This window comes from Streptomyces sp. NPDC127190 (assembly GCF_042672505.1).
Taxonomy (GTDB): Bacteria; Actinomycetota; Actinomycetes; order Streptomycetales; family Streptomycetaceae; genus Streptomyces.
Window position 1 is genome coordinate 170,272 of the sequence record NZ_JBHXVE010000002.1, and the last position, 26,775, is coordinate 197,046.

Annotated in this window: 21 protein-coding genes; 14 read left to right on the forward strand and 7 right to left on the reverse strand. The window is 70.9% G+C overall.

The window, feature by feature from the left end:
* Positions 1-384: 384 nt before the first annotated feature.
* Both ACFVIU_RS04105 and ACFVIU_RS04110 read left to right on the forward strand, forming a co-directional pair.
* The gene (locus ACFVIU_RS04105; RefSeq protein ID WP_385840480.1) at positions 385-2,616 is read left to right on the forward strand and encodes a hypothetical protein; all 2,232 of its coding nucleotides are present in this window, start codon (positions 385-387) and stop codon (positions 2,614-2,616) included.
* A gap of 31 nt (positions 2,617-2,647) precedes the next feature.
* A complete protein-coding gene (locus ACFVIU_RS04110; protein WP_385840481.1) occupies positions 2,648-5,416 on the forward strand; it encodes a pPIWI_RE module domain-containing protein in 2,769 nt (922 codons plus the stop codon).
* 498 nt (positions 5,417-5,914) lie between these two features.
* Here ACFVIU_RS04110 and ACFVIU_RS04115 read toward each other — a convergent pair whose 3' ends face one another.
* On the reverse strand, positions 5,915-6,289 hold the full coding sequence (locus ACFVIU_RS04115; protein ID WP_385840482.1) for an SsgA family sporulation/cell division regulator: 375 nt from the start codon (positions 6,287-6,289) through the stop codon (positions 5,915-5,917).
* A 408-nt stretch (positions 6,290-6,697) separates the two neighbouring features.
* On the opposite strand from ACFVIU_RS04115, the gene ACFVIU_RS04120 reads away from it, so the two are divergent.
* The 8 genes from ACFVIU_RS04120 to ACFVIU_RS04155 all read left to right on the forward strand — a co-directional run bounded on the left by ACFVIU_RS04120 (position 6,698) and on the right by ACFVIU_RS04155 (position 16,454).
* Positions 6,698-7,783: an LLM class flavin-dependent oxidoreductase gene (locus ACFVIU_RS04120; RefSeq protein ID WP_385840483.1), complete on the forward strand. Its 1,086-nt coding sequence runs from the start codon at positions 6,698-6,700 to the stop codon at positions 7,781-7,783.
* On the forward strand, positions 7,780-8,397 hold the full coding sequence (locus ACFVIU_RS04125) for an FMN reductase (RefSeq protein WP_385840484.1): 618 nt from the start codon (positions 7,780-7,782) through the stop codon (positions 8,395-8,397). Before ACFVIU_RS04120 ends, ACFVIU_RS04125 begins: the two co-directional genes overlap by 4 nt.
* A 120-nt stretch (positions 8,398-8,517) precedes the next feature.
* A complete protein-coding gene (locus ACFVIU_RS04130) occupies positions 8,518-9,543 on the forward strand; it encodes a helix-turn-helix domain-containing protein (RefSeq protein WP_385840485.1) in 1,026 nt (341 codons plus the stop codon).
* 196 nt (positions 9,544-9,739) lie between these two features.
* Entirely contained in the window at positions 9,740-12,484 is a 2,745-nt protein-coding gene (locus ACFVIU_RS04135) for an AAA family ATPase (RefSeq protein WP_385840486.1), read from the forward strand.
* A 98-nt stretch (positions 12,485-12,582) separates the two neighbouring features.
* On the forward strand, positions 12,583-13,347 hold the full coding sequence (locus tag ACFVIU_RS04140) for an alpha/beta hydrolase (protein WP_385840487.1): 765 nt from the start codon (positions 12,583-12,585) through the stop codon (positions 13,345-13,347).
* Positions 13,348-13,465: 118 nt separating this feature from the next.
* Positions 13,466-14,719: an extracellular solute-binding protein gene (locus tag ACFVIU_RS04145; protein WP_385840488.1), complete on the forward strand. Its 1,254-nt coding sequence runs from the start codon at positions 13,466-13,468 to the stop codon at positions 14,717-14,719.
* Positions 14,716-15,627 (forward strand): carbohydrate ABC transporter permease, encoded by a 912-nt coding sequence (locus ACFVIU_RS04150; protein ID WP_385840489.1) that lies wholly within the window; start codon positions 14,716-14,718, stop codon positions 15,625-15,627. The genes ACFVIU_RS04145 and ACFVIU_RS04150 overlap by 4 nt, the downstream gene beginning before the upstream one ends.
* Positions 15,624-16,454, forward strand: a complete 831-nt coding sequence (locus ACFVIU_RS04155) for a carbohydrate ABC transporter permease (protein ID WP_385840490.1) — start codon at positions 15,624-15,626, stop codon at positions 16,452-16,454. The genes ACFVIU_RS04150 and ACFVIU_RS04155 overlap by 4 nt, the downstream gene beginning before the upstream one ends.
* On the opposite strand, the gene ACFVIU_RS04160 is transcribed toward ACFVIU_RS04155, so the two are convergent.
* From ACFVIU_RS04160 to ACFVIU_RS04180, 5 genes are all read right to left on the reverse strand, one after another.
* Positions 16,447-16,794, reverse strand: a complete 348-nt coding sequence (locus tag ACFVIU_RS04160; protein WP_385840491.1) for a GNAT family N-acetyltransferase — start codon at positions 16,792-16,794, stop codon at positions 16,447-16,449. The genes ACFVIU_RS04155 and ACFVIU_RS04160 overlap by 8 nt on opposite strands.
* Before the next feature lie 118 nt (positions 16,795-16,912).
* Positions 16,913-17,650 (reverse strand): YoaK family protein, encoded by a 738-nt coding sequence (locus ACFVIU_RS04165; protein WP_385840492.1) that lies wholly within the window; start codon positions 17,648-17,650, stop codon positions 16,913-16,915.
* A complete protein-coding gene (locus ACFVIU_RS04170; RefSeq protein ID WP_385840493.1) occupies positions 17,631-18,155 on the reverse strand; it encodes a DoxX family protein in 525 nt (174 codons plus the stop codon). The genes ACFVIU_RS04165 and ACFVIU_RS04170 overlap by 20 nt, the downstream gene beginning before the upstream one ends.
* A gap of 37 nt (positions 18,156-18,192) precedes the next feature.
* A complete protein-coding gene (locus tag ACFVIU_RS04175) occupies positions 18,193-18,855 on the reverse strand; it encodes a hydrolase (RefSeq protein ID WP_385840494.1) in 663 nt (220 codons plus the stop codon).
* A gap of 96 nt (positions 18,856-18,951) precedes the next feature.
* Complete coding sequence (locus tag ACFVIU_RS04180; RefSeq protein ID WP_385840495.1) at positions 18,952-20,838, reverse strand: amidohydrolase; 1,887 nt, start codon at positions 20,836-20,838, stop codon at positions 18,952-18,954.
* 362 nt (positions 20,839-21,200) lie between these two features.
* Between ACFVIU_RS04180 and ACFVIU_RS04185 the strand changes: the two genes are divergently transcribed.
* Both ACFVIU_RS04185 and ACFVIU_RS04190 read left to right on the forward strand, forming a co-directional pair.
* Positions 21,201-22,172: an alpha/beta hydrolase gene (locus tag ACFVIU_RS04185; protein WP_385840496.1), complete on the forward strand. Its 972-nt coding sequence runs from the start codon at positions 21,201-21,203 to the stop codon at positions 22,170-22,172.
* A 21-nt stretch (positions 22,173-22,193) separates the two neighbouring features.
* Complete coding sequence (locus ACFVIU_RS04190; protein WP_385840497.1) at positions 22,194-22,913, forward strand: alpha/beta fold hydrolase; 720 nt, start codon at positions 22,194-22,196, stop codon at positions 22,911-22,913.
* A 54-nt stretch (positions 22,914-22,967) separates the two neighbouring features.
* On the opposite strand, the gene ACFVIU_RS04195 is transcribed toward ACFVIU_RS04190, so the two are convergent.
* A complete protein-coding gene (locus ACFVIU_RS04195) occupies positions 22,968-24,128 on the reverse strand; it encodes a low temperature requirement protein A (protein ID WP_385840498.1) in 1,161 nt (386 codons plus the stop codon).
* A 276-nt stretch (positions 24,129-24,404) separates the two neighbouring features.
* Here ACFVIU_RS04195 and ACFVIU_RS04200 point away from each other — a divergent pair, with 276 nt between their 5' ends.
* Positions 24,405-24,986 carry a Dps family protein gene (locus ACFVIU_RS04200; protein WP_385840499.1) on the forward strand — a complete coding sequence of 194 codons (582 nt, stop codon included), beginning with the start codon at positions 24,405-24,407 and terminating at the stop codon, positions 24,984-24,986.
* Positions 24,987-25,281: 295 nt separating this feature from the next.
* Entirely contained in the window at positions 25,282-26,634 is a 1,353-nt protein-coding gene (locus ACFVIU_RS04205; protein ID WP_385840500.1) for a PHB depolymerase family esterase, read from the forward strand.
* Positions 26,635-26,775: the final 141 nt, after the last annotated feature.

The following is a 26,775-nucleotide window of genomic DNA, read 5'->3' on the forward strand; positions in this document are numbered from 1 at the left end:
TTTTTTAAACGCCCCACCAAATACCCCCCGGGCCCCCCCCCCCGGGGGGGGGGCGCCGCGGGCGGCGGCGGCCCCCCCCCGGGGCCCCCCCCCGGGGGGGGGGGGGGGGGCCCCCCCCCCCGGCCCCCCCACGACGACCCCGCCTTCGCCTACCTCGGCACGTCCTGCCTGCTCAGCGTCAGACGGCAGGGCGCCACATCGACGACCGAACCACTCGCCTACGGCGAGGCACCCTGCTCCCGGCTCCGACCCCCGTCGGCCCTGCGCCGTGACCCCGGCGGCGGACGGCACTCCGAGTGGCAGAAGAGGGCGACGAGCTGCCCGTACTGGTCCGCCTGCCCCCGTCACCACGGAGCTCGCACGCTGGTCGGCGCCCTGATCTGGGTGGCCACCCCGGCCGGGCTGATCGACGCCTCGCCGCCCCGCCCTCAGAACGGCGAGCGCATCCGCTTCCTCGAACTCGCCTGCCGCCGTAGTGACCTCGTGATCATCGACGAGGCCGACCGTGTCCAGATGCAGCTCGACCGGAATTTCGCACCCGCCGTCGTCCTCGCCAGCGACGAGGACAAGGGCCTCATCGACCAGCTGAGCCGGCACAAGATCCGGGAACTCGCGGCCGGCGGACGCACCCAGCTCTCCGAACGGGACGTCGAGACCTTCGCCGCCGCCCTCAACACCGCAGGCGCGGCCACCGACCGGCTGTACGCGATGCTCGTCACCGGGTACGAGCTGCGCAAGTGGGTGCGCACGGGCTACTTCAGCGCCTGGACGCTCCAGCTGGGGCTCCTCGACGAACGCTACGAACTCCCCGACGACAGCGGTCGGGACCACCCTCATCACGCCCCCCGCGAGGCTCTCGGGAAACTGCTCGACGCGTTCCGGGACAACCCGTTCGGTGACCGTCACCGCAGGACGGAGGAGGACTTCAGCCGGCTGACCGCCCTCCTCAACGAGCTGCTCCACACCGGCAACCCGGAGAACACCCGGCGCCGCCTCACCGAGGTTATGGACGAGGCCTTCGCCATCGACCCGAAGTACATGGCTGCCCGGCAGCGGAAGTACCAAGAGGCGTACGACGAGTGGCGGCGCGAGGAGGAGGAACAGGAGGAGAAGCGCGGACGCCGCAGGAAGCCCAAGCCTCCGCCCCAGACTCCCGAGGAATGGCGGAAGCAACTCGCGGAGCGCTTCGAGTTCACACTGCTGCTCAGTGCCCTGGAACCACGGCTCGCCATGATCAACGCCATGTGGCCCCGCGTCGAGGCCGCCCTCAGCCTGGGCTTCAACACGATGTACCGCCGGCCGCTCGACTACGGCCCGATGGTGCCCGAGGCCCCGATGGGCAATGTGCTCGGCTTCCAGTTCCGGGTCCCGGGTGAGGACAAGGGCGGAGTCCGCAGTGGCGAACTGACCTTCTTCCGGTGCAGCGGCGTCGGACGTGAGCTGCTGCGCGCCATCCCCGATCTCACCTCCGTCGACGGCAGGCCCGGTGCCCACTTGCTGCTCATGTCGGGCAGCAGCTGGGCGGGCGCGTCCAGCCGCTACCACGTCTGCGTCCCGGTCGGTGTGGTCATCGAACCGCCGGCCGAGGTGACCGAACGCATCGCCAACGAGAGTTCCATGCGCTTCGAGTTCATCGACGACGGCGACGAGAAACTGCGCATGTCGGGAACCCATCCGGACGACCGCCCGGAGAAGTTGCGCCGCATCGCGTGCTATCTAGGTGAGGGCGGAGACGAGTACGAGGTCACTGAAGGTGGTCCGCTCCAGCAGGAGTTGCTCTCTCTTCCTCCGGGGCGCGACCAGATCCTTCTGCTGGTCGGCAGCTATGCCGAGGCACGTGTGGTGGCCGACACACTGCACAACCTCAACGTCCGCTGGCGCAACAAGGTGCTGTGCCTGGTGTCGGACGACGAGGAGATCACCGCGGAGGACGAGGCGCCGTCCGCCTACCACGCCCGATCACTGCGCCGGGGCGATGTCGAGCACCTGAAGGACCTCGAGGCGGACATCCTGGTGGCGCCCCTGCTGGCGCTGGAACGCGGCCACAACATCCTCAACGAGGACGACGAGGCGGCCATCGGCACGGTCTACTTCCTGGCACGGCCCCATCCGCACCCAGAGGACCTCCACCTGGCCGTCCATGCCGCCAACGACTGGGTCGTCCGCGCCGTCACCGGCGGTGACTTCGCCACCCTGGTACAGGGAAAACCCACCGTCGAGGAAGGAGCGGAGGAGTTCCGCCGCCTCGCCCGTTCGTACTGGTACCAGGTACTCGCCCGTTCGATGGCGTGGAGCCGTCTCGACGACGATGTACGGGAACAGGTCACCTGGGACATGCTGGTCCTGTTGTGGCAGGTGATCGGGCGACTGGTACGCGGTGGCGTACCGGCCCGGGTGGTCTTCGTCGATGCCGCCTTCGCCCCCAACCGCGGCGCCGTACCGGCGCGGCCCGACACCCCCGAATCCAGTCTGCTGCACAGCGTCCTCGCCGTCCTGGACCCGTATTTCAACGGCGGCACGACGACCGCTGAGGAGCAGTTCATCGTCAGCGCCCTGTACGCGCCACTGCGCAGCATGCTCACCCGCCTGCTCGCCGCCGTACCCGCCCACCCGTAAGCGCCGAACCCCTGTCCCAGGAGGTAATTCCGTGTACCACCACATTCGCGTCGCGGCCTACGAACCCGACCCGCTCCACGGACCCTGGCGGGAGGAGATGAAAGTACTGCGGCTCGGCGAGGACCTGCACGCCGAGCTCACCGGGATGCATGCCGAGGCGGACAAGAACTCCGTCCACCCCCACCGGCTCCCCGTGCGCAGGCTCAACTCCCTGCTCCAGGCGATGGCGCCAGGCGTCATCGCGACCGGCCGCAACGCCGGGACGGATGGCCGTCTGCCGTGGCTCTACGCGCGGGAAGCCGTCCCGCCGGACGTGCTGGCCCCGGTGGTAGGAGCGTGGGCGGCGGGAATGCACCGGGAGGACGACGACTCGGAGGGCGCCGATCTCGAGGAGAGGCTCCGCTCCGGTGACCCGGCCGAGACGGTACGTCTGCCCCACTGGGAGACGGAACTGGTCGACCTCGCCGAGAGTGTGCTCTCGGCGGGCGGAACCGCCGAACCCGCCGCGCGGCTCTACAGCCTGCTGCCCGAGTGGATCGCCTTCCGGCTGGCCGCCCGGACGTTCCGCACGGGCGGCACCACACTCCACTTCCGCGTCGAGAGCTCGGGTGACGGCGCGCGACTTGTCTCCTGGCCGCCTCAGCGATACGAGCGCCGACGGCAGACCTGGTACTACTCGGCCTGCCTCACCATCACCGTCCACACCGTGCCGTTCGCCCCGCGGTTCCGTGTCCATGTGTCCACCCAGGTACGCCGATGGGCCACCCGACTGGACGTACGCCCCCACCAGCTCGGCGGTACGACCGTCCTGCTCGACGCTCCACTGCCGTGGCCGGAAGGGCCGGACCGGGGCCACCGGCTGATGGTGAACACGCTGGGTTACGACCGGCGATCGAAGGAACTGGCCTGGCGCCGGCACAGCCCCGCACCGCTCGTGCCCGAGCTGGACATCGTGCGCAACTATCCCCGGCCCGAAGCGCTCTTCTCCGACGCCGAACGCTGGATCAACGGTTCCGGGGACGTGGCCGCCGGCATCGTCTACCACCCGTCGATCGGCCCGCACGAGGTCGGACCCGGGCTGATGCCACGGGAGCGGGCGGATCTGGACGCCTGGGTCGAGGAAGGGCTGCGCCCCCTGCTGACCCGGGTCCCCGACCTCACGCGCGTCTCCCGGAGCAACACACCCTCCTTGCTGCCCCGTACCGGCGCCGGACGCGTCCCGGGCGTCCGCGATGCCCAGCTGGCTCTGCAACGGCGGGCGGCGCTGACACGCGCACTGAACGGCCGCCCCCTGGAGATCGACGTCTTCTGGCAGTCCCCGGAAACCCGTGCGGCGCTGCTCGCCGAGCTGCCCAAGCTCATTGGTCTTCCCGCCGGGCAGCAAGTGCCGTCGGCCGACGGGGAGACCTGGCAGTGGCAGTGCGAGGGGGTCGACATCCGCGTCCGGGCCCGGCCCGCGGGACCCTTGGCCGACGCCCTGCCGACCACCCGAGCCCGCGGGCGCCTCAGGGCCGTCCGGCTGGCCGAGGCCATCGAAGGGCGCTGCGGGCTCGTGGCGGACCGGGCGGATCCGCTCCTCGGCGGGGCCGGAATCGTGATCACGGAGATCGCCGGCAAGGAGCGCTTCGCCGCCGTCCCGGACTCCGACCCCAAGCATGCGCTGCGCATCGCCTGGGCACGGCAGGGACGGCTGACCCAGTTCGTGAACTCGCCCGACGACACCGACAGCGCTCTGGAACACCGGGCCAGGTGGACCTGGCTGGACGCCTTCCGGCAGCTGGGCGCGATCAGCTCGCCCGCCCATCGGGTGGGAGCCGGCATTCCGGGCGACCTTCAGTACGCGGCGCTCTGGCTCGTACGCCACACCAGGAAGGGGCCCACGCGATGCCCCGTCCACCGGCTGGTGGCGGTGCGGGTGCGCCCCGGGGACGGACCGGGCGTCATCGAGGGGTGGGACGCAGAACGAGCCGAATGGGTGCCGTATCCGAAGCTGTTGCTGCTGCTCTCCCAGGCACGGGAACCGGCGGCGAGCGGGGGGAAGGGGACCGGCACGGGGAAGCTCCTCGATGACTCGGCAGTCCCGGGAGGATCCCGGCCCGCTGCCCGCCCGGGCGTGGAGCAGGACAGGCAGCGGGAGACCGAGCGGCAGATCCGGGCACTGCTCTTCCAGCTCCGCGACCGCCCGACGCTGCTGCTGGCGGACGCCGGCAATCTGCGCCAGTGCTGGCCTGGCCTGCGCAACGGTGCACTGGACCGCGACATGCTCGGCTTCGGGGCCGAACCCGCCCAGCGGCACACGCTCTACGGCCACGACTTGCGGGTGCTGCTCGTACGGGACGCCAACGCCCGGGGTGAAGTGGCGGAGTGGTACGCCCACGACACCGAGGACGGGGTCGGCTTCGCCGAGGGTGTGTGGGGGACGGCGGATACGGAGGGCCGTGTCTTCGCGAGTACGGCCTCGAAGCCGCACACGGTGGCGAAACTGCCGAAGGGGCTCATGAAGCTGGTGCCCACGCCACAGGGCCGGACAGCGCCTGGGAAGACCGCGTGGAACCCCGGGCAACTGGAGATCACCGTGCTCGGCTGTCTGTCGGAGAAGGCGCTGACGGACTCGGGACGTGCGGGTGACCCGCCCGACCGGCCGGCGGAGTGGGCGACGCTCACGCACCAGCTGCGTTACCACGACGACTACCCGCCGCTCGCCCGGCCTCTCCCGCTGCACTGGGCGCGTCTCGCCGGTGAGTACGTGCTTCCGGTGGCCGGAACGAAGTCAGCGGGGAGTACGTCATCCGCTTCCTGAGCGAGGTGCCGCCTGAATGGGGCATCCCAAACGATCGACGCTGATAAGGATCAATGCCCTCCTCGTGTGAGCGCCGAAGCCTGAACCTGACCACGGGGACGGCGTCTGGTGCACTCCTTGTTGGGATCACTGGGCGTCCGCCGTGACGCTCGTTTGACGCTCTTCGCACCTGGTGGCCCCAAGACGGAGCCGAGGAACTGACCTGACCTGCGGTTTTCTCTGAGTTCACCCGGGTGACATGCTTCCGATGACGCATCATGTTGGAGTGCGTCGCGATCCTTGAGCCTGCGGAGAAGGGGCTCTGACCTCTGGCTATACGGCGACACGTCTCGGCTTGACGTGTGCTGAGAAGGAGCCGTCCTACCGGAGCCGGAGGGTGAGGCGGCGACTGAGGCGGCGGTCGAGCGACTCGGCGGCCGGTTCGCGCACCTACGGCACGCGGCGGCCTGACCCCGGCTGTGCGTGCAGGCCGTCACTCGGATCGCGCCGGGCGGCGTCTCACTCGTGGCCGGCCGTGAGCCGGGCGATGACGCGGTCCACATCGAGGTGGTGGTGCTCGGTGCCCGGCGGCACCAGCGCCTCGGACCGGCGCAGGAAGTCCGTGACCACGAGGGCGTGGACCGCGAGAAGCGCGGCCCCGGCGCGGGTCCTGAAGAGGATGCGGACCGACTCCGGACGGCGGCGGTGCCGCGGGATGACCACCACGTCTCCGATTCCCGTGGGCCGGTGGAGTCCGTCCGCGAGGAGCGACCGGGCGAAGACCCAGTCGACGGAAGGGGCCACAGGGGCGCCCATGGACAGGCGCACGGCATACGGGTCGGTCACGTCGTAACGGAGTGCGGCGGGAAGCGGTACCCATGCCTCGCCGGCCACGCTGATATGGACTTCCGTGGGAAAGACGATCGAGCACGCATCCGCGGAATCGGAAAGAGGGATTCTCACTCCGCCCCCTGTATCTGACTGTTCGTACGGTTGTGGACGACCGTAGGCCGCGGCTGCTCCGTCGCCTTGCCGACAAGTGCACCGGGGGTTGTCCGAAGAGGCACTTGTGCGGCACGCGTGTTCCAGGAGTGCTCGGATTCCGCTCGCCCTCCCGGCGACCCTCTCCGGTCCAGTGGCCCCACGCTGCACAGTCGCGGACGGAAAAGGCGGCAGCTCACCCCGCGGGCCACAGGAGGGCACCGAGAGACCAGCACCGCTGCACGCACGGACAAGGGGCATCGCCCGGGCCGGGCCTACATTTCCGGCATCCACACAGCTCGCCGGAACGAAGAGGCGCCCATGCAGTTCGGAATCTTCTCGGTGGGGGACGTCACCCCCGACCCGACCAACGACCGTACCCCCTCGGAGCACGAGCGCATCAAGGCGATGGTCGCCATCGCGCTCAAGGCGGAGGAGGTCGGCCTGGACGTCTTCGCGACCGGTGAGCACCACAACCCGCCGTTCGTGCCGTCGTCGCCGACCACGATGCTCGGCTACATCGCGGCCCGCACCGAGAAGTTGATCCTCTCCACGGCCACGACACTGATCACCACCAACGACCCGGTGAAGATCGCCGAGGACTACGCGATGCTCCAGCACCTGGCCGACGGCCGGGTGGACCTGATGATGGGGCGGGGCAACACAGGCCCGGTCTACCCCTGGTTCGGTCAGGACATCCGGCAGGGCATCAACCTCGCCAAGGAGAACTACGCGCTGCTGCGCCGGCTGTGGCGCGAGGACGTCGTCGACTGGGAGGGGACGTTCCGCACTCCCTTGCAGGGCTTCACGTCCACGCCCCGCCCGCTGGACGGCGTACCGCCGTTCGTGTGGCACGGCTCGATCCGCTCGCCCGAGATCGCCGAACAGGCCGCCTTCTACGGCGACGGCTTCTTCCACAACAACATCTTCTGGCCCGCCGACCACACGCGACGGATGGTCCAGCTGTACCGGCGCAGGTACGCCCACCACGGTCACGGCCGGCCCGAGGAGGCCATCGTCGGCCTGGGCGGGCAGGTGTTCATGCGGAAGAACTCCCAGGACGCCGTACGGGAGTTCCGCCCGTACTTCGACAACGCGCCGGTCTACGGCCACGGGCCGTCCCTGGAGGACTTCACCGAGCAGACCCCGCTGACGGTGGGCTCCCCGCAGCAGGTCATCGAGCGGACGCTGTCCTTCCGCGAGACCGTCGGCGACTACCAGCGGCAGCTGTTCCTGATGGACCACGCGGGCCTGCCGCTGAAGACCGTGCTGGAGCAGCTCGACATCCTCGGCGAGGAGGTCGTACCGGTGCTGCGCAAGGAGTTCGCGATCGGCCGCCCGGCCGACGTGCCGGACGCGCCCACCCACGAGTCCCTGCGGACCGCGCGGGAGGTGGCTGCCGCGTGAAGCTCGTCGCCGTCTCGGCGGGGCTGAGCACCCCGTCGTCCACCCGCCTGCTCGCCGACCGGCTCGCCGAGACGGCCCGCACCGACCTGGCCGCCGAGGGCCACGACGTACAGACCGAGGTCATCGAGCTGCGCGAACTGGCCGTCGCCGTCGCCAACCACCTCGTGACCGGTTTCCCGCCGCCCCAGCTGGCGTCCGCGATCGACGCGGTGACGGGCGCGGACGGCCTGATCGCCGTGACGCCCGTGTTCACCGCCTCCTACAGCGGGCTGTTCAAGTCCTTCTTCGACCTCATCGACCCGGACGCCCTCACCGGCACGCCGGTCCTGATCGCGGCGACGGGAGGGACGGCCCGCCACTCCCTGGTTCTGGAGCACGCGCTGCGCCCGCTCTTCGCGTACCTGCGAGCCGGTGTCGTCCCCACCGCGGTGTACGCGGCGTCCGAGGACTGGGGGTCCGGCGGCGACGACCACACCGAGGGCCTGCCCGCCCGCATCCAGCGGGCGGCCGGTGAACTGGCCGTCGCCATGGCGGCCCGCCCGGCGTCGGAGACGACGCCCGACGACGAGGTCACCGCCCTCGAACGGCAGCTCTCCGACCTGCGCTTCGACTGAGGCCCCGCGGTCCCCCGGATCTCCGCCCCGTATCCCGGATCTAGTGCGTTCACTCGATGCGCCACCTCGTGCCCCGCTGGCACGGTGTCCGCAGCGCACACCGGCTGAAGGGCGGAGATCATGTCGGACGTATCGGTGAAGGGGACGGGGAAGCAGCCCGCGGGCATCTTCTACACCACGGACGGGGTGCCCCGGGAGCGAAGACGGACCTACTGGCGCGACGCCGTGGCCCACACCTTCGGAGCCGTGGACGTCAAGATCGCCGAGGAGGTGTTCTCCGGCACGATCCATGCGTCACCGGCGGGCCGCACCCGGGGCGTCACGGTGGACAGCGAAGCCTTGCAGACCGTGCGCACACCGCGGCTCATCGCGGGGTCCACCGGCGACGACCACGTGGTCGTGATGCTGCTGAGCAGCGGGCTCGCCCGGGTCGAGCAGGACGCGCGCGACGCGTATGTCGAGCCCGGGCAGCTCTTCGTCTACGACCGGGCGCGTCCCATGCGGCTGACCTTCCCCGACACCTTCCAGACGAAGGCTCTCGTCCTGCCCCGGCACCTGCTGAGCCTGAGGGAGTCGGACCTGTGCCGGATCACGGCCTCTCCCCTCGACTCCACGACGCCCCCCGGCCACCTGCTGTCCCCCTTCCTGTCCCGCCTCGTGGACAGCGCGGGCGCGTATCCGCAGCACGTCGGCGACCTGATCACCCGCAATGTCCTGGACCTGCTCACGGTGCTGGCCGACGAGCGACGAGGCGGTGACAGCACGGGCACACCGAGCGCCACCCGCGTGCTGCTGATGCGGGTCCAGGCGTACATCGACCGTCACCTGGCGGACCCCGACCTGGCCCCGGAGGCCATCGCCCGGGCCAACCAGATCTCCCTGCGCTACCTGTACAGCCTCTTCCAGAACGAGGGCACCACCGTCCGCCGGTGGATCCAGGGCCGCCGGCTGGAGCAGTGCCGACGTGAGCTGGCCCGCCGGGACGCGGCGAGCCGGACCATCGCCGCGGTGGGCCGACGGTGGGGCTTCGTCAGCGCCGCCCACTTCAGCCGGGCGTTCCGTGGCACCTACGGGATGTCCCCTGTCGAGTGGCGGGACCACGCGGCACTCGAGCGTCGTACGCACACGTCGCCAGCGGGCGCCTAGAGCCACCGCCCGGCCCTGGACGCACCCCCGGGGTATGCACTGAGCTGCGGTTCTTGCGATAGTGGACACGCGGAGCGCCATCCGCGCCCCGGCCGGCCCCCAACCGGACAGGCGGGCGACGGCAGAGGGCGACATCGCCGCTCCGCATGGCTGCCTGGACCGGAGGCGGTCGGCGAGTGCGGACAGAGGGGCGTGGGTGGAGCGGTCGGACGGGTCGCTGTCCCGGCGCGGTCTGCGTGGCCGAGAGGCCGAACTCGAACAGCTGCGCGCAGTGCTCACATCGGTCGTCCGCACCGGAAGCGGCGCGTTGATCCTGCTCCGAGGGGAGCCGGGCATCGGCAAGACCGCGCTGCTCGGCGAGGTCGTCACCACGGCCGGTGCGGCGGGCTTCGCGGTCGGTCTGGGCAAGGCCGACGAACTGCACCACATCGTCCCGCTCTCCTCGCTGGCCGCCTGCCTCCTCCATGGTGACCGGCCGCTGCTGTCCAGTGACGCGTTCGCCGACCTCACCCGCCATCACGACCAGCGGATCTGGCTGGTCGAGCGCGTGGCGGAGGCGATCGAGGCCAGGGCCGCCGAGATGCCCGTGCTGATCGCCCTGGACGACGTGCAGTGGGCCGACCCACTGAGCCGGTTCGCCCTGAAGCAGCTCCCGGCACGCCTGCGGACATCGCCGGTTCTGTGGGTGCTCACCGGGCGGCAGGATCCCGCCGGCCCGGCGCAGGAGATCGTCGAGGCCGCCGAGAGCGGGCTCCTGTCGGTCACCGTGCCCCTGGGACCGCTCTCCGGCACGGCGATCGGCCAGCTGGCCGACGACACCCTGGGCGCGGCCGTCGACGAGCGGGTACGGCAACTGCTCGACGGAGCCGGCGGGAACCCGTTCCTGGCGGTCGAGATGCTCACGGGACTGCGGACCACCGGCCCGTCGGGGGAGCCCGTGCCCGAGGGGCTCGTGGTGGGCGTGCGCGGCAGGCTCAGGTCACTTGCCCCCAGCACCCTGCGCTTCCTGCAGATGGGAGCGGTGCTGGGACGCAGATTCGGCCTCCTCGAAGCCGCCGCGCTCTACGGCCGACCGTCCGCCGGCCTGCTCGCGGAGCTGGAGGAGGCGGTGCGCGCCGGCCTCCTGGACGACGACGGCGACCAGCTGGTCTTCCGGCACGACCTGCTGCGCCAGGCCGTCTACGTGGACATTCCGCCGTCGGCCCGCAAGGCTCTGCACCGGGAGGCCGCGGGACACCTGGTCGCGGCCGGGCACCGGCCGATCGACGCCGTGTCGCACATTCTCCGGGGCGCTCGGCCCGGAGACGACGAAGCGGTGAACCTGCTGCGGCAGGCCGCCGCCGACGTCCGGTCGGTCACGCCGGGCCTCGCGGCCGACCTGATGACGCGCGCCCTGGAACTGGTGCCTCCCGGGAGGCCGTTGTGGTACGACGTCGGTGTGCAGGCGATCGTCTGTCTGACCCGGGCCGGCCGGAACCGCGAGGCGCTGGAGACCGGCGACCGGCTGCTGGCCGCCCGGCCGCCGCTGGAGGCGTTCGGCCGGATCCAGGCCGCCCTCGGCGGGACGCTCTGGAACCTGGACGTCGCCGAGGAGTTGCGCCGCCGCGCCGAGACAGCCCTCGCGCTCGGCGGTGCCGCCCCGGAGGTCGAGGCGCGGCTCACCGCCCTGCGTGCGCTGGCCCTCTCCCGGGGCGAGGATCTCGGCGCGGCCCTGGAGGCCGGCGAGAACGCCCTGCGCGCGGCCATCGCGACCGGTGACCGGGAGGCACACGTGCTGGCCCTGTTCGGTCTGGGGGAGAGCGCTTTGAACGCTGGTGCGAACGCCGTCGCGCTGGAACGCTTCACCGCGCTCAGCGCCGTCGAGCCCGCCTTCCTTCCCGAGGAGATCGTCGCGCACCAGCACATGGACGACTTCGAAGCCGGCCGGCTGCTGCTGCGGCGGACGGCGGACGACGGCGGCTCGGTGCCGCAGACCATGCTGCTGTGGGCACAGGCCTCGCAGCACCTGGGGCTGGGTGACCTCGACGACGCGGAGTCCGACCTGGTCACCATGGAGCGCCTGGAGAACGACGTGCACATCTGCGTCCAGCAGGTGAACGCCCGGGTGATCCGCTCCTGGATCGCCCTGCTGCGCGGCGACCGGGAAGCGGCGCGGCACCAGCTCACCGCAGCGCGGGAACGACGCGCGACCAAACCGAACCCGGGCAACACGGCAGCGGTGCGCTTCCTGGAGGCGCTCATCGCCGACGACGAGGGGAACACCGCGCTCGCCCTCGACATGATCCGGCAGGTGCAGCAGGAAGGCCCCTTCATGCGCTGGCGGCTGCTGCGCACCTGGGTCGACTCCGCGATACGCATGGCTCTCAGCGGCGCGGACCGGGCGCTGGCCGAGGATCTGGCCGCACAGGCCGAGGCGCACGGCGCTCGCAACCCGGCCGTGCCCACCGCCACGGGCATCGCCGCCCAGGCCGCGGGCCTGGTGCGGGGCGACCTCACCCTGCTGGAACGCGCGGTGGCCCTCCTCGAGGAGAGTCCGCGCCCGCTGGTCCGGGCCGGGGCCCAAGCCGACCTCGGCCGGGCACTGCTGACGGCAGGCCGGGGAACCGAGGCCAGGGCCGCCCTGACCCGCGCCCACGGCCTGTTCGCCACGTCGGGTGCCCACGCCGCGGCGGCACGCGTACAGAGCGATCTGGACCGTGCCGGGGCCGGCAGCCGCGGGGCGGCCCCACCGCGCCCGGTCCAGGGCTGGGAGGCGCTCACGGCCTCGGAGAAGAAGATCGCGCGCCTGGTCGCCGCCGGCCACACCAACCGGTCGGCCGCCGACCTGCTCGTCGTCTCCCCGCACACGGTCAACACCCACCTGACCTCCGCCTTCCGCAAACTGTCGGTCAACTCGAGGGTCCAGCTGGCCCATGTGGTCATGGCCTTGCCCGAGGACTGAGCGGATCCGCCGGCACGTCTTGGTACGTTCACGCGATGCCCGCGGTAACCGGCTGCGCTTGGCTGGAACGCCAGGACTCATTCGGAGGTCATCGGAACGTGAACGGACCCGCCGCCCACCTGCCAACCGTCGTGCTCGTGCACGGGGCGTTCACCGACGCCTCCTCCTGGGCGGGGGTCATCACCCTCTTGCAGTCCGCCGGCCTGACCGTGCTCGCCCCGGCGAACCCGCTGCGCGGACTGGCGCAGGACGCCGCCTACATCAGGAGCGTGGTGCGTCAGATCGACGCCCCGGTCGTGCTGGCCGGACACGGTTACGGAGGCGCGGTCATCACCCATGCCGTCGGCGACTGCGACCAGATCGTGGCCCTGTGCTACGTCGCGGCGTTCGGCCTGGACGCCGGAGAGTCCGTCCTGGACATCCTGAGCCGTTTCGCCTCCGCACCGGTGACCGACACCACCATCACGGCAGCGCTGCCCGCCCGGTTCACCGGTGGCCCGGAGGACGAGATGTACCTCATCGAGGAACAGTTCGGGCCGACGTTCGCCGCCGACCTGTCACCGCACGTCACCGACGCCCTGGCCGTCACCCAACGCCCCATCGCGCGACGCGCGTTGACCGGTACGTCGGGGCCGCCGGCCTGGGCCTGCAAGCCGTCGTGGTACGCCATCGCGGCCGCCGACCGGATGCTCGCCCCCATGGCCCAGCGCTTCATGGCCCAGCGCATGGCGGCCACCGAGTACTCGGTGGCCGCTTCGCACGGCGTCGCCCTGTCACAGCCCGGCGCCGTGGCGGCGATGATCCGGGAAGCGGCCGAACAGGGCATGGACCGCGGCGACGGCTACGGGCTCCCGCGCTGCTGACGCGCAGGTCACTCGGCTAGCATCCCTGTTCGATGGGTAAGACGCCGGTGTCAAAGCCTCTCCTCGGCGACGCGGGACGCCTGGCCTCGACCACAGGCTCGCTCGGGAAGGCACCACCTTGAACTCACCGGCCCCCAGACCGTCGGCGCGACGGATCACCACCCTCCTCGGGACCGTTGCCCTCGCACTGGCTGCCGCCGGCTGCGGCGGGGGAACCGGCGCCGCGTCGGCCCCGGACAAGGCGACCTCCATCACCGCGCTCGACTACTACACCGACGCGACCGAGCACGCCCAGTGGAGCAAGCGGCTCGCCGACTGCGGCAGGACCGCCGGGGTCAAGGTCGAGCACACCAGTGTCCCGTTGCCGTCGCTCATCCCCACGGTCCTGCGGCAGGCGTCGTCACGCACCCTGCCCGACCTGCTGATGCTCGACAACCCCGACCTCCAGCAGATCGCGAGCACCGGCGCACTGACGCCGCTGGACCGCTACCGCATCGACACCACCGGCTTCGCCGAGGGCATCCTGTCGGCGGGCACGTACCGCGGAAAGGTGTACGGGCTGGCGCCCACCGTCAACACGATCGCCCTCATCTACAACAAGGACATGCTCACCGAGGCCGGTGTCGCCGTGCCACGGACCTGGAACGAACTGCGGACGGCGGCCGCCCGCCTCACCCGCCCGGGGCGCTACGGCATCGCCGTCTCCGCCAACGCCACCCCGGAAAGTACCTGGCAGTTCCTGCCCTTCCTGTGGTCCAACGGCGGGGACGAGAAGCACCTGGACTCGCCGCAGGCCGCACAGGCCCTCCGGCTGTGGACCGACCTGGTGAAGAGCGGATCCATGTCGAGGTCGGCACTGAACTGGACCCAGGCCGACCTCCACGACCAGTTCGCCGCTGGAAAGACCGCCATGATGGTCAACGGACCCTGGCGGATTCCCGCGCTGAACAAGGACCATGACCTGCACTGGGGAGTGGCCCCCCTCCCCGTCCGCCAGAAGGGGCAGACGCTCGTCACGCCCCTCGGCGGCGAGGTGTGGACGGTGCCGCAGAACTCCTCCCCGTCCCGGCAGGAGAAGGCCGCCCAGGTCCTGGCCTGCCTGAACGGCCCCACGACCATGCTCGCCCTGGCGAAGGAGCACTTCACCGTGCCCTCCCGCACCGCGGTGGCGGCCCGGTACGCCGAGCGGGTCCCGTCGATGTCCGGCTTCGTCACCAGCGTGGAGCGGGCCCGGTCCCGCACCGCCGAACTCGGAGTCAAGTGGCCCGGAACGGCGACCGCGATATCCACGGCGATCCAGTCCGCGCTGACGGGCGAGCAGACGCCGCAGGAGGCGCTCCGGCGCGCGCAGCGGACCGCGACCGGTTCATGACCTGTCCGCCGGCCGCGAGCCGGACCCGCTTGCGGGAACTGCTCGCCCCATGGCTGTTCGTCGTGCCCGCCGCGGTCTACCTGCTGCTGTTCTTCGGCTACCCGGTGGTCGACAACCTGGTGTTGAGCTTCCAGCAGTACACGCCCGCCACCTTCTACACCGGGGCCGCGCCGTTCGTCGGGCTGCGGAACTACGCGGAGATCCTGTCGTCGGGCCTGTTCTCCCGGACACTGCTGACCACGGTCCTGTTCACCGCGGGTTCCGTCGCCGGGCAGTTCCTGCTCGGTCTCGCCCTGGCCCTGTTCTTCCGCCGCAGCTTCCCGCTCGGCGGTCTGTTGCGCTCGCTCCTGCTGCTGCCGTGGCTGCTGCCGCTGGTCGTCTCGGCCACGACGTGGAAGTGGATGCTCGACACCGACGACGGAGCCGTCAACAACGCCCTGCGCGCCCTCCACCTCGTGTCGTCCGGCATCCCCTGGCTCACCGGCACCTCACAGGCACTCGTGTCGGTGACCCTCGTCAACATCTGGGTGGGAATCCCCTTCAACACCGCGATCCTGTACATCGGCCTGCGGAACATCCCGGCCCAGCTGTACGAGGCGGCAGAGCTGGACGGCGCCGGTCCGGTGGCGTCGTTCCGCCACATCACGTGGCCGCTGCTGCGGCCCGCCGTGAGCATCGTGCTGGTGTTGGGCGTGGTCTACACCCTCAAGGTGCTGGACACCATTCTCGTCGTGACGGGCGGAGGACCGGCCGACGCCACGCAGACCCTCGCCACCCGGTCCTACGAACTGTCCTTCCAGCAGTTCGAGTTCGGGCGCGGCGCCGCCATGGGCAACGTACTCATCATCCTCTCGCTCGTCCTCGCCCTCGTCTTCCTGCGCGCCGACCGGCGCGCCGCGCACCCATGAGGGGCGGGCCGGCGCGGCGCGGACGCCGCCGCGGCCTGCTCTCCACCGTCGTCGGGACAGCCCTGCTCGCGGTGATGCTGTTTCCCGTCTACTGGATGGTGAACGCCTCTCTGCAGCCGACGGGCACCCCACCGGGGGCGGCCTGGTTCCCTTCCCGCCCGCACCTCGGCGGCTACGCCACGGCGCTGCGCGATCAGGGCCCCAACCTGGTCACCAGCCTCGTCGTGGCCCTCGGCAGTGTCGCGCTCAGCCTCGGGCTGGCGGCCCCGGCCGCCTACGCCCTGGCCCGGTTCTCCCCGCGGGGAACCCGCCTCGTACTCTTCGCGATCCTGTTCACGCAGATGGTGCCGGGCGTCGTCGTGGCGAACGCGCTCTACGGCGCCTACAACGACCTGGGACTGCTGAACTCCCGCCTGGGACTCGTCCTCGCGGACTCCACCTCCGGGGTCCCGTTCGCCGTCATCATCCTGCACTCGTTCATGCGGGGCATTCCCAGGGAGATCATCGAAGCCGCGCGCATGGACGGCGCCGGGAGGCTGCGCACCTTCTGCGCCGTGGTGCTGCCGCTGAGCCGGAACGCTCTGGTCACCGCCGCGGTCTTCACCTTCCTCTTCGCCTGGAGCGACTTCCTCTTCGGCCTCACACTGACCACCACCGAGACGGTCCGGCCGGTCACCCTGGGCATCTACGGGTACATCGGTGCTCACACGACCCAGTGGAACGCGGTGATGGCCACCGCGGTCCTGGCGTCGGTGCCGGCGGCGGTGCTGCTGGTCGCAGCCCAGCGCTTCATCACCGTCGACGCCACCAGCGGTGCGATCAGGTGAGCGTCCGCAGCTCCGTCGTGAGCCAGTGCAGGATCTCCGGGGTCACCGGGTCGGTGATGTCCGCGAACTCCCCATGCCTCTCCAGGTACTTGGCCACATAGGGGCACACCGGCACGATGCGCATGCCTGAGCGGCGTACGTCGGTGAGGGCCTCCTGGACCAGGCGCGCGGCCAGCCCCTGTCCGGCGAAGGCGTCGTCGACTTCCGTGTGGTAGAAGACCCGCTGCTCGGCATAGTCGAGATAGGCGGTCAGACCGGCGAGCCGGCCGCCGACCAGAATCTCGTAACGGTGCCTGTCGTCCGCCCGTTCGACGGCCGGTGCGGGGCAGGGCCGGTTCATTGGGTTCCTTTCGGTGGGTGCGGGTCGGTGGTACGCCGGGCCTCCATGGACGAGGGGTCCCGAGGAGGCGCCGAAGGTCCGGCTCCGGCGTTCGCGCCGGGGGTGGTCCCCGCCGTGTTCACGGCCGTGGCCGCAGCCAGGGGGCGTCGGCGGCGGAGAGGCGATGGGTGGTCACGGAGGTGACCGCGAGCAGGACCAGGGTGAGGCTCAGGACCAGGACCAGGTGGCCGTGCAGCAGGAGCGCGGCTCCGGCCAGGGCGCCGAGGAACATGGCGAGCATGGACAGGATCCGGCGGCCGGGGCGCGGCGCCTCGCCGCCGGCCGCCGTGGAGTCGGCGGCCAGGCCCGTCAGCGTCAGGGTCAGCACGGTGGTGGTGAGGTCCGGGACGCCGAGGCGCCGGGCGACCGCGTTCTGCAGCCCCATGGCGAGCCCCAGGAATACGATCAGCGTGTACTGGACGGAGGTGGTGACCCGGCCGTCGGCGACCGCGGCGACCACCACGGTGACGGCGACCAGCACCGTCTGCACCGCCGTCGCCGTCCTCAGCAGGTGCCCGCGGTGCGTGGCGAACCGGGTGCCGAGCCTGCCACCCGCGAGCGCGCCGAGGAGGAACGCAGTCACCGAGACGACGGACGCGAGCGCGGACAGGCTGCCGGCGCCTCCCAAGGCGAACCCCAGGAAGACCACGTTGCCGGTCATGTTGGCGACGAAGACGTGTCCGAGGGCCAGATAGCTCACCGAGTCCACCAGGCCGGTGACCACCGTCATGGTCAGCAGCAGCGGGGGGAGCGGGCCATGACGTTCCTCGCCGCGGGGAAGGAGGGTGTGGACCGCGTCAGTCAGCAACGTGCGCATGCTGCACCCCTTCCGGCCCGGCGCCCGACCGGTGCAGCACCACGCGGGTGAGCAGTCCGCTCGCCGGACCCAGCACGATCGCGGCGACGGCGACCCCCACCGGCCAGGAGGCGATGCCCAGAGCGTGGTCCACGGACCACCGTCCGGGCCCGGCGAGGGACAGCGCGGCGGAGACGGTGACGAGGACCAGGGGGTATTCGTAGCCATCGTTCTGTACCCACAGCCCCTTGTGCCACTTGACCGAGCCCGCGACCGTCATGACGCCCGTCGCGGCCATCGCGGCCAGGGGCGTGAGCAGCCCGAGGGCCAGGAACAGGCCGGCACCGATCTGACTGGCTCCCGCGACGATGGCGGTCAGCACCCCGCCGCGGAATCCGTCACGGCGGAATTCCTCGGTCCCGCCCGCCAAGCCGTTGCCCCCGAGCCGGAAGCTCACCTTCTGCACCCCGTGACCGGCGATGAGCAAGCCCGCCACCAGCCGGAGGACCAGTAGTCCAGCGTCCATCGTGTTCCTGCCTGTTCCTGGATCGGAATCGGTGCGGTCAGCCGGCGGCGTGGGCGCCGATGACGGCCTGCGCGTATACGACCCCGAGGCCGTAGGCGCCGGCGTGCTCCTTGACGACCTCGGTGACCGGGACGTACGTCTCCGTGCGCGCCCAGTCCCGCTGGAGCTCCAGGAGTACCTGCACCCACGTCACCGGAACCGCGCCGGCCTGGATCATGCGCTGGACGGCGTGCTCATGTGCCTGCGGGCTGACGCCGCCGGACGCGTCGGTGACGACGTAGACCTCATAGCCCTGGGCGAGGGCCGACAGCGTCGGCAGGACGACACAGACCTCGGTCCACAGGCCGGCGATGACCAGCTTCTTGCGGCCGGTCGCCTTGACGGCCTCGACGAAGGGCACGTCCTCCCAGGCGTTCATCGAGGTGCGGTCGATGATCTTCTGGTCGGGGAAGACCGCGGCCAGCTGCGGCATGATCGGGCCGGAGAAGGACTCGGCGGCCACGGTGCTCAGCACGGTCGGCACGTCGAAGACCTTGGCGGCCTTCGCCAGGCCCACGGCGGCGTTCATGATCGAGGTCCGGTCACCGCTGGCGGCGGCGAAGAACATCTGTGGCTGGTGGTCCACGAAGAGCACGGCGCAGTTGTCGGGGGTGAGCAGGTCGGGGCTGGGGGCGGCGGTGACGTCGGAGATGTTGACCACGAGGATGAACCTTTCTTGGTGGAACCGTCCGTGTGCGGACGGGGTCGGTGGGTGTCCCGGTACGGGCGCTCAACGGCGCGGCCCCTGCCGGGTGTTCTAGAGGTCGAAGCAGGGATCGAAGGGCGTGCTCGCGGTCTCCGGGGTGAGGCCACGGGCGATGCGCCACTGGCGGTGCTGCTCCGATTCGGCGACGGCCTGGCCGAGGGACTCCGCCTGGCGGGCGCCGGCCGCTGAGGGAGACGCCTGGTAGCCGCCGAAATGCGCCACCGGGCTCCAGGCGGGGCTGACGGGCGGCAGTTCCTCGTCCAGCCCCTCGTAGGCGCCGGCGGCGTAGACGATCCGCCCGCCGGTCACCGTCAGCAGCGACTCGATGTGAGCGATCTCGGGCGCGGGCACGGTGAAGTAGTCCTCGGACAGCATCGCCAGGTCCGCGTAGCAGCCCGGCCGCAGGACGCCCTTGACCTCGTCCTCGCCGGTCAGTACGGCCCCGGCGCGGGTGAACATCGTCAGCGCGGCCTGCCGGCCGACGCGGTTGGCCGGCGGGCGCAGCGTCAGGTCGCCGACGGTGCGGCCGCTGACCAGCCAGTGCAGGGCCACCCACGGGTTGTAGGAGGACACCCGGGTGGCGTCGGTGCCGGCAGCCACGGTCAGCCCGCGGTCCAGCATGGCCCGGATCGGCGGGGCGTCCGTTCCTGCGCCGGGACCGTACCGGCGCAGGAACGCCTCACCCTGGAATGACAGACGATTCTGCACGGACATCGCGCCGCCGAGCGCGGCGATGCGGTCGAGGCTGTCCGTGGAGACGGTTTCCGCGTGGTCGAACAGCCACCGGTTCCCGGCCGGGAAAAGCCCGTCCGCGGCGAGTTTCTCGAAGACCGCGAGGTCCCGGCGGATGGTCTCGTCGTAGGTGGCGTGCAGCCGGAAGCCCCACCCGTTCTCCATGAGGAGACGGACCGCCTTCTCGAACTCGGCCTCGTAGTCCGAGACGAGTTCGGGACGCGGCTCGGCGAAGTTCTCGAAGTCCGCGGCGGCCCAGGTGAGATTCTCGCCCGCGCCGTTCAGGCGCAGCCATTCGTCCCCGTCCTCGGGGCGGGCCATCTCGATCCAGCGGGCGAGATCGTCGACCTCCTGGCCCGGAGTCTGCGGGAAGAGATGATAGGCGATGCGCATCGAGAGCTGGCCGGCCTTGGCCAGTTCGATGACGGTGGCGTAGTTGTCGGGGAAGTTCTGGAATCCGCCGGCGGCGTCGATCGCCGAGGTCAGCCCGAACCTGTTCAGCTCGCGCAGGAAATGACGGGTGGAGGTTTTCTTGTCCTCCTCGCTCTCCAGGAGCGGCGCCTTGGCGAGGGTCGAGTAGAGGATGAGGGCGCTGGGCGCGGCCAGCAGCATGCCGGTCGGTTCCCCGTCCCGGCCGCGCATGATCTGGCCGCCCTTGGGGTCCGGCGTGTCCTTGGTGAAGCCGGCGGCCTTGAGCGCCGCACGGTTCAGCACGGCCGAGTGGTACAGGTGCAGCACGAACACCGGGGTGTCCGGAGCGGCCGCGTTCAGTTCGGTGACGGTTGGCAGCCGGCGCTCGGCGAACTGCTCGACGGACCAGCCGCCCACCACCCGCACCCACTGGCCCTTCGGGGTACGCGCGGCCTGTTCACGCAGCATTGCCAGCCCCTGCCGCAGGCTGCGCACCCCGTCCCAGCGCAGCTCCAGTACGTAGTTCAGGCCCCCGCGGATCACGTGCAGGTGGGCGTCGTTGAGGCCGGGGACGACCCGGCGGCCGCATGCGTCGACCACCGTGGTGGCCGTACCGATGTGCGGGGCCACGTCGTTGTCGTCGCCGACGACGGTGATGACGCCGTCCCGGACCGCGATGGCCTCGGCGTGCGGGCGTCTCGGGTCGGCTGTGTGGATCTTCGCGTTGCGGACGACGAGGTCTGCGGCGTCGTCGGAGGCACGCGGAACGAGGCCGCCGACCGGCATTGTCGACATCGCATGAAGTCCTTTCCGGGACAGGGGTGTTCGGTTCCACCCATCCGCGGCGCGCCGAGGCGAAGTCCGGGATGCGCGGCGCGCCGGTGGGATGGAGGGCAGACGCGGCAAGTGGCCACCGTCTCGCTTCCGCCCTCACGCTAGACGCGACCGACCTGCGGCAATGTCTCCGCAGTGCACCGGAGTTGGTCCCACAGTGCACTGCGTCGCTCAGTACTCCGCACGCTCGCCAGCCGGCCGGAAACCCGCAGTGCGCTGGGGGAACAGCGCTGTGCGCGTACGGAGCATCCCGACCCGGTGACGCTCACTAGCGTGACCGGCGCACCACACGAAACAGTCCCTTGGAACATCGGGAGAGGCTCATGTCCCACACCGCCGAGCCGGTTCAGCCGGTACTGGAACCCGCGGCAGCCGCCTTCGCGGAGGCGACCGCCAATCCGCCCTACCTCTTCGACCTGCCCCCGGCGGAGGGACGCAAGGCCGTCGACGAGGTGCAGTCCGGCGAGATCGACAAGCCGGCGATCGACGAGGAGTGGATCACCGTCTCCGGCGGCCCCACGGGCAGTGTCCGGGCCCGCATCGTCAAGCCCGCCGGGGCCACCGGCACCCTCCCGGTGATCCTCTACATCCACGGGGCCGGCTGGGTGTTCGGCAACGCCCACACCCACGACCGCCTGGTGCGCGAACTCGCCGTCGGCGCGAACGCCGCCGTGGTCTTCCCCGAGTACGACCTCTCGCCCGAGCACCGCTACCCGGTCGCCATCGAGCAGAACTACGCGGTCGCGCGGTGGGTCGTGCAGGAAGGCGCCGCCAAGGGCCTGGACGGCACCCGGCTGGCCGTGGCCGGGGACTCCGTCGGCGGCAACATGAGCGCCGCCCTCACCCTGATGGCCAAGGAGCGCGGCGACGTCTCCCTGGTGCAGCAGGTGCTGTTCTACCCGGTGACGGACGCGAACTTCGACACGCCGTCCTACCACCAGTTCGCCACCGGTTACTTCCTGCGCCGCGACGGCATGCAGTGGTTCTGGGACCAGTACACGACCGACGAGGCCGAGCGCGCCCGGATCACCGCCTCCCCGCTGCGCGCCACCACCGAGCAGCTCACCGGCCTGCCCCCGGCCCTGGTCATCACCGGCGAGGCCGACGTCCTGCGCGACGAGGGCGAGGCGTACGCCAACAAGCTTCGCGAGGCCGGCGTCCCCGTCACCGCCGTCCGCTTCCAGGGCATCATCCACGACTTCGTGATGCTCAACGCCCTGCGCGGGACCCACGCCGCCGAGGCCGCCATCACGATGGCCGCCGGCACCCTGCGCGCCGCCCTGCACACCGCCTGACCGCAAGGAGATCCGACAGACATGAGCACCACCACTCCCACCGTCGTCCTCGTCCACGGCGCCTTCGCCGACGCGGCCAGCTGGTCCGGCGTCATCGAGGAGCTCCAGCGCCACGACATCCCGGTCATCGCCCCGCCCAACCCGCTGCGCGGCCTGGCCTCGGACGCCGCGTACGTCGCCTCCGTGGCCGCCCAGATCGACGGCCCCGTCGTGCTGGTCGGCCACTCCTACGGCGGTGCGCTGATCACCGTCGCCGGCACCACGGAGAACGTCGTCGGGCTGGTCTACGTGGCCGCCTACGTCCCCGAAGAGGGCGAGAGCCTTGGCGAGCTGCAGGGCCGCTTCCCGCTCTCCCCGCTGGTGAGCAACCTCAAGCAGTGGACGTATCCCGTCGCGGACGGCGACCCGGCCGTCGAGGTCACCATCGCCGCGGACGCCTTCCCCGCGGTCTTCGCCGCCGACGTGCCCGCAGACGTCACGAAGGTGCTGGCCGTGGCGCAGCGCCCGCTGGCCGCCGCCGTCTTCGAGGAGACGGCCTCCGCCGCCGCCTGGAAGACCAAGCCGTCCTGGGCGCTGGTCGCGGGCGCCGACAGTGCGATCAACCCGGAGGTGGAGCGCTTCGGCGCGAAGCGCGCGGGGGCGTCCGTCGTCGAGATCGAGGGCGCCTCGCACGCGGTCGCCGTCTCCCAGCCGAAGCAGGTCGCCGAGCTGATCCGCGAGGCGGTGCGCGCCACGAGCTGACCCGGGAAAGGGGTGCTGCGCGGAGACGGACTCCGGGCGGCACCCCACTCCGTCTCACGGCCCCTCTCGCCGTACCCGCTCGGCCCGGTCGACCAGGGTGACCACGACGACCAGGGCCGCCGCCGCCAGAGCGGCCAGGAGGGCCGGCGCCGGCGAGCGGGCAGCCATCAGGACTGCCACCGCCACCGCGGGAAACGCAAGCTGTTCGACCCGGCTCCGCCGGTGCGGCCGGACATGCACAGCCCACACGGTGATGAGGAAGACCGCCGCCGGCACCGTGACCGCGCCACCCGCCGACAACGGCGGGACACCGGTGCGCCCGGTGATCAGCTGGGCGTACGCTGCCAGGCCGGCTCCCTCGGCGGCTGCCGAGGCGAAGATCAGGTAGTGGCCGTACGCCCAGGTGAACCTCCTGCGATGGGCCTGGTGCGAGGTGGCGAGCAGGGTATGGGCCGGCCGGGCGAAGTACAGCCACCACAGGGCGAAGACCAGAAGCAGGCCACCTGCCGCCAGCAGGTACAGCGCCGCGGTGCCATGGTCCCGGTTCAGGGCACCGCGGACCGCCGCAGCGGCGGCCGCGACGGACTCACCCAGCACGATGAGGACGAACAACCCGTACCGCTCGGCGATGTGGTGCGGATGCCACGGGGTCATTCTCGCGGACTGCGCCCACACCGGAACACAGACCTCGGCGACGATCAACGCGATGATGGCCGGCAGGCGCGCCGGGGCCGGGAGGAAGAGCACCCCGACCCAGCCCACCTGGCAACCCGTCACTCCCGTGGCGAAGCGGAGCGCGGTCCGCCGCCGAGCGGGATCCGATCGTGCGACTCGCAGCCACAGCGTGGTCAGCGCCGTACGCAGGACGACGTATCCGAGCGTGACGACGCGCAGATCGCCTTCCTCGAACGCGCTGGGGACACCGGCGGCGAGAATGAGGGAGCCCGCGATCTGGACCAGCACCGTCAACCGGTAGGGGACGTCGTCGGGGTCATAGGCGGATGCGAACCAGGTGAAGTTCATCCAGGCCCACCAGATCGTGAAGAAGACCAGCGCGAAGCGCAGGGCGCCGGTGAGCCAGTGTCCGCTCGTCACCGCCGTGTTCAGACACGCGGACGCCTGCGCGACCGCGATGACGAAGCACAGGTCGAAAAAGCACTCCAGCGTCGTGGCGGTTCTGTGCGCTTCCCTCGGGTCCCGCCCCCGCAGGCTCAACGCGGGGCTCCCGGGGCGCAATCCACCCTCCGCTGCTCGCTCGGCATCATGCCTCTCCTCGTCGTTCTCCGGGCCCATGTCGTCAGCGACGTTAGGCGGGACGAGGTGCCGAGCCGTGCCCGCCGGCGCACGGGGGCTTGCCCGAGAGGGAACAAGGGCACGCACGGATCGTTCCGTGCGCTCCCGAGCACGTGCATGTGCGCTTCAGGGCAACCCGCCCGCCGTGCCGGCACCTAGCGTCATCCGTGTCCACGGCCAGTCAACAGGAGGCGGAACATGACCATCGAATCCCAGCACGTCGGCAGCCAGCCGTGGCTGCACCAGAAGGGCGAGATCATCCAGGAGTTCGGGACCGTGAAGCAGTTCCCCCTCGGTCTGTCCTACGAGACGCGCATGTACTCCTGCCAGCGCCTCAACAAGGTCCTCGCGGACACCCAGATCCTTTACGGCCTCTACAAGAAGCACCACTGGCTGATGCGCGGGGCGACCTTCTACCAACTCCACCTGGTCCTGGACAAGCACGCGGGGGAACAGCTGGAACTCGTCGACGCCCTCGCCGAGCGGGTCCAGACCCTGGGCGGTGTCGCCGTGGGCGATCCCCGGCACGTCGCCGAGATCACGTCGATCCCGCGCCCTCCGGACGGTGTCGAGGAGGTCCCGGCGATGCTCTCGCGACTGCTGGAGGCCCACGAGGTCATCCTGACGGAGGCCCATGACGCGGCCACCCGCACCGCCGAGCTGGGCGACGACGGCACCAACGACCTGCTTGTCTCCCAGGCGATCCGGACCGGCGAACTCCAGGCGTGGTTCCTCGCCGAACACCTGGTCGATACGCCCTTGGTCCGCGTCCGGGCCTGAGCAATGACCTCCTGACGCTCGGGTGCCGCGCCTGACACCCGAACGCAGGACAACGCGCCTGGGCGGCGCCGAGGCTCCGCAGGCCACGGTGACGCGGACACGCAGCGGCCAGGAAGACATCCCATGACTCCTTGACAGGTCACGGACATCGGGGCAGTGTCACTCCCTGAACCCATCTGGTTGAGATCGTGGCAGCGCCGATGAGACCTTCCCACCTGCATCGACGCATACCCACGAGAGCGCGCCATGCCTGGACTCAGGCAGGCCAACGACAGCCCGTGGAGGATGACATCCCATGCTTCGATCCCGGTACCTGAAGTTCCGCCTGCTCGGCGTGCTCTTAGCCCTCGGCGCCGCGATCGGGGTGATTCTGCCCGCCGCGCCCCAGGCCGCCGCCGCCTCGCTCACCCAGGTCACGAACTTCGGCACCAACCCGACCGGCTTGCAGATGTACGTCTACGTGCCGAACAACGTCAGGGCCAACCCGCCGGTCCTCCTGGCGCTGCACGGGTGCCAGGGCTCGGGACCGTACCTGTACTCCAGCACCGATTTCGGATCGCTGGCCGACCGGTACGGCTTCATCGTCATCTATCCCTCGACCAACCCCGGCGGCAGTTGCTGGGACGTCTCGTCCGACCAGGCGCTGACGCGCAACGGCGGCAGCGATCCGGTCGGGCTGATGTCGATGATCACCTACACCGAGCAGCACTATGGCGGGAACCCCAACGCCGTGTACGTCACCGGCGAGTCGTCCGGCGGGATGATGACCAACGTCATGCTCGCGGACTACCCGGACGTGTTCAAAGCGGGCGCGGCGTTCATGGGCGTGCCGTACCACTGCTTCTACACGGGCACTTCGCGCGGCTGGAACGGGCCGTGCGCCGGGGGCCAGGTCTCCATGACCGCACAGCAGTGGGGCGACCTGGTGCGTCATGCCGATCCCGGCTACACCGGGCCGCGCCCCCGCGTGCAGCTGTGGCACGGCACCGCCGACACCACGCTGAGCCACAACAATCTCGGTGAAGAGATCAAACAGTGGACGAACGTACTCGGGGTGAGCCAGACCCCGTCGTCGAGTGACACCCCGGTCGCCAACTGGAACCGGACCCGGTACAACAACAGCTCCGGCAGCACACAGGTCGAGGCGTACAGCATCGCCGGCGCCGGGCACCAACTGCCGGTCCAGGGAACACAGATGGCCGCCTACGCCATTCACTTCATGGGGCTGGACGGCGGCGGCTCCACCCCCGGCACCACGGGTGCGCTGCGCGCGGTGGGCGCGGGCAAGTGCCTGGACGACCCGAACTCCACCAAGACCCTGGGCACTCAGCAGCAGATATACAGCTGTAGCGGCGGGGCCAACCAGACCTGGACACACACCTCGTCGAACGAGCTGACGGTCACGGTCGGAGGCAGCACGCTCTGCCTGGACGCCGACGCCAAGGGCACCACCAACGGAACCAAGGCGATCGTCTGGTCCTGCAACGGTCAGGCCAACCAGCAGTGGAACATCAACTCCAACGGCACGATCACCAGCGCCCAGTCCGGCCTGTGCCTGGATGTGGCCGGAGCTTCCACCGCCAACGGCGCTCCGGTCCAACTCTGGTCATGCTCCGGCGGCAGCAACCAGCAGTGGGCCCTCGGATAGTCTCCGAGCCCGCCGCCCAGGGCGTCTGACGGGGGGGGGGGGGGCCCCCCGCCGGGCCCGCCCCCGCCCGGCCTCCCCCCGGCCGCCCGCGGGGGGCGGGCCCGCGACCCACCGGACTCAGCGCACGGGGAGCGGCGGGCG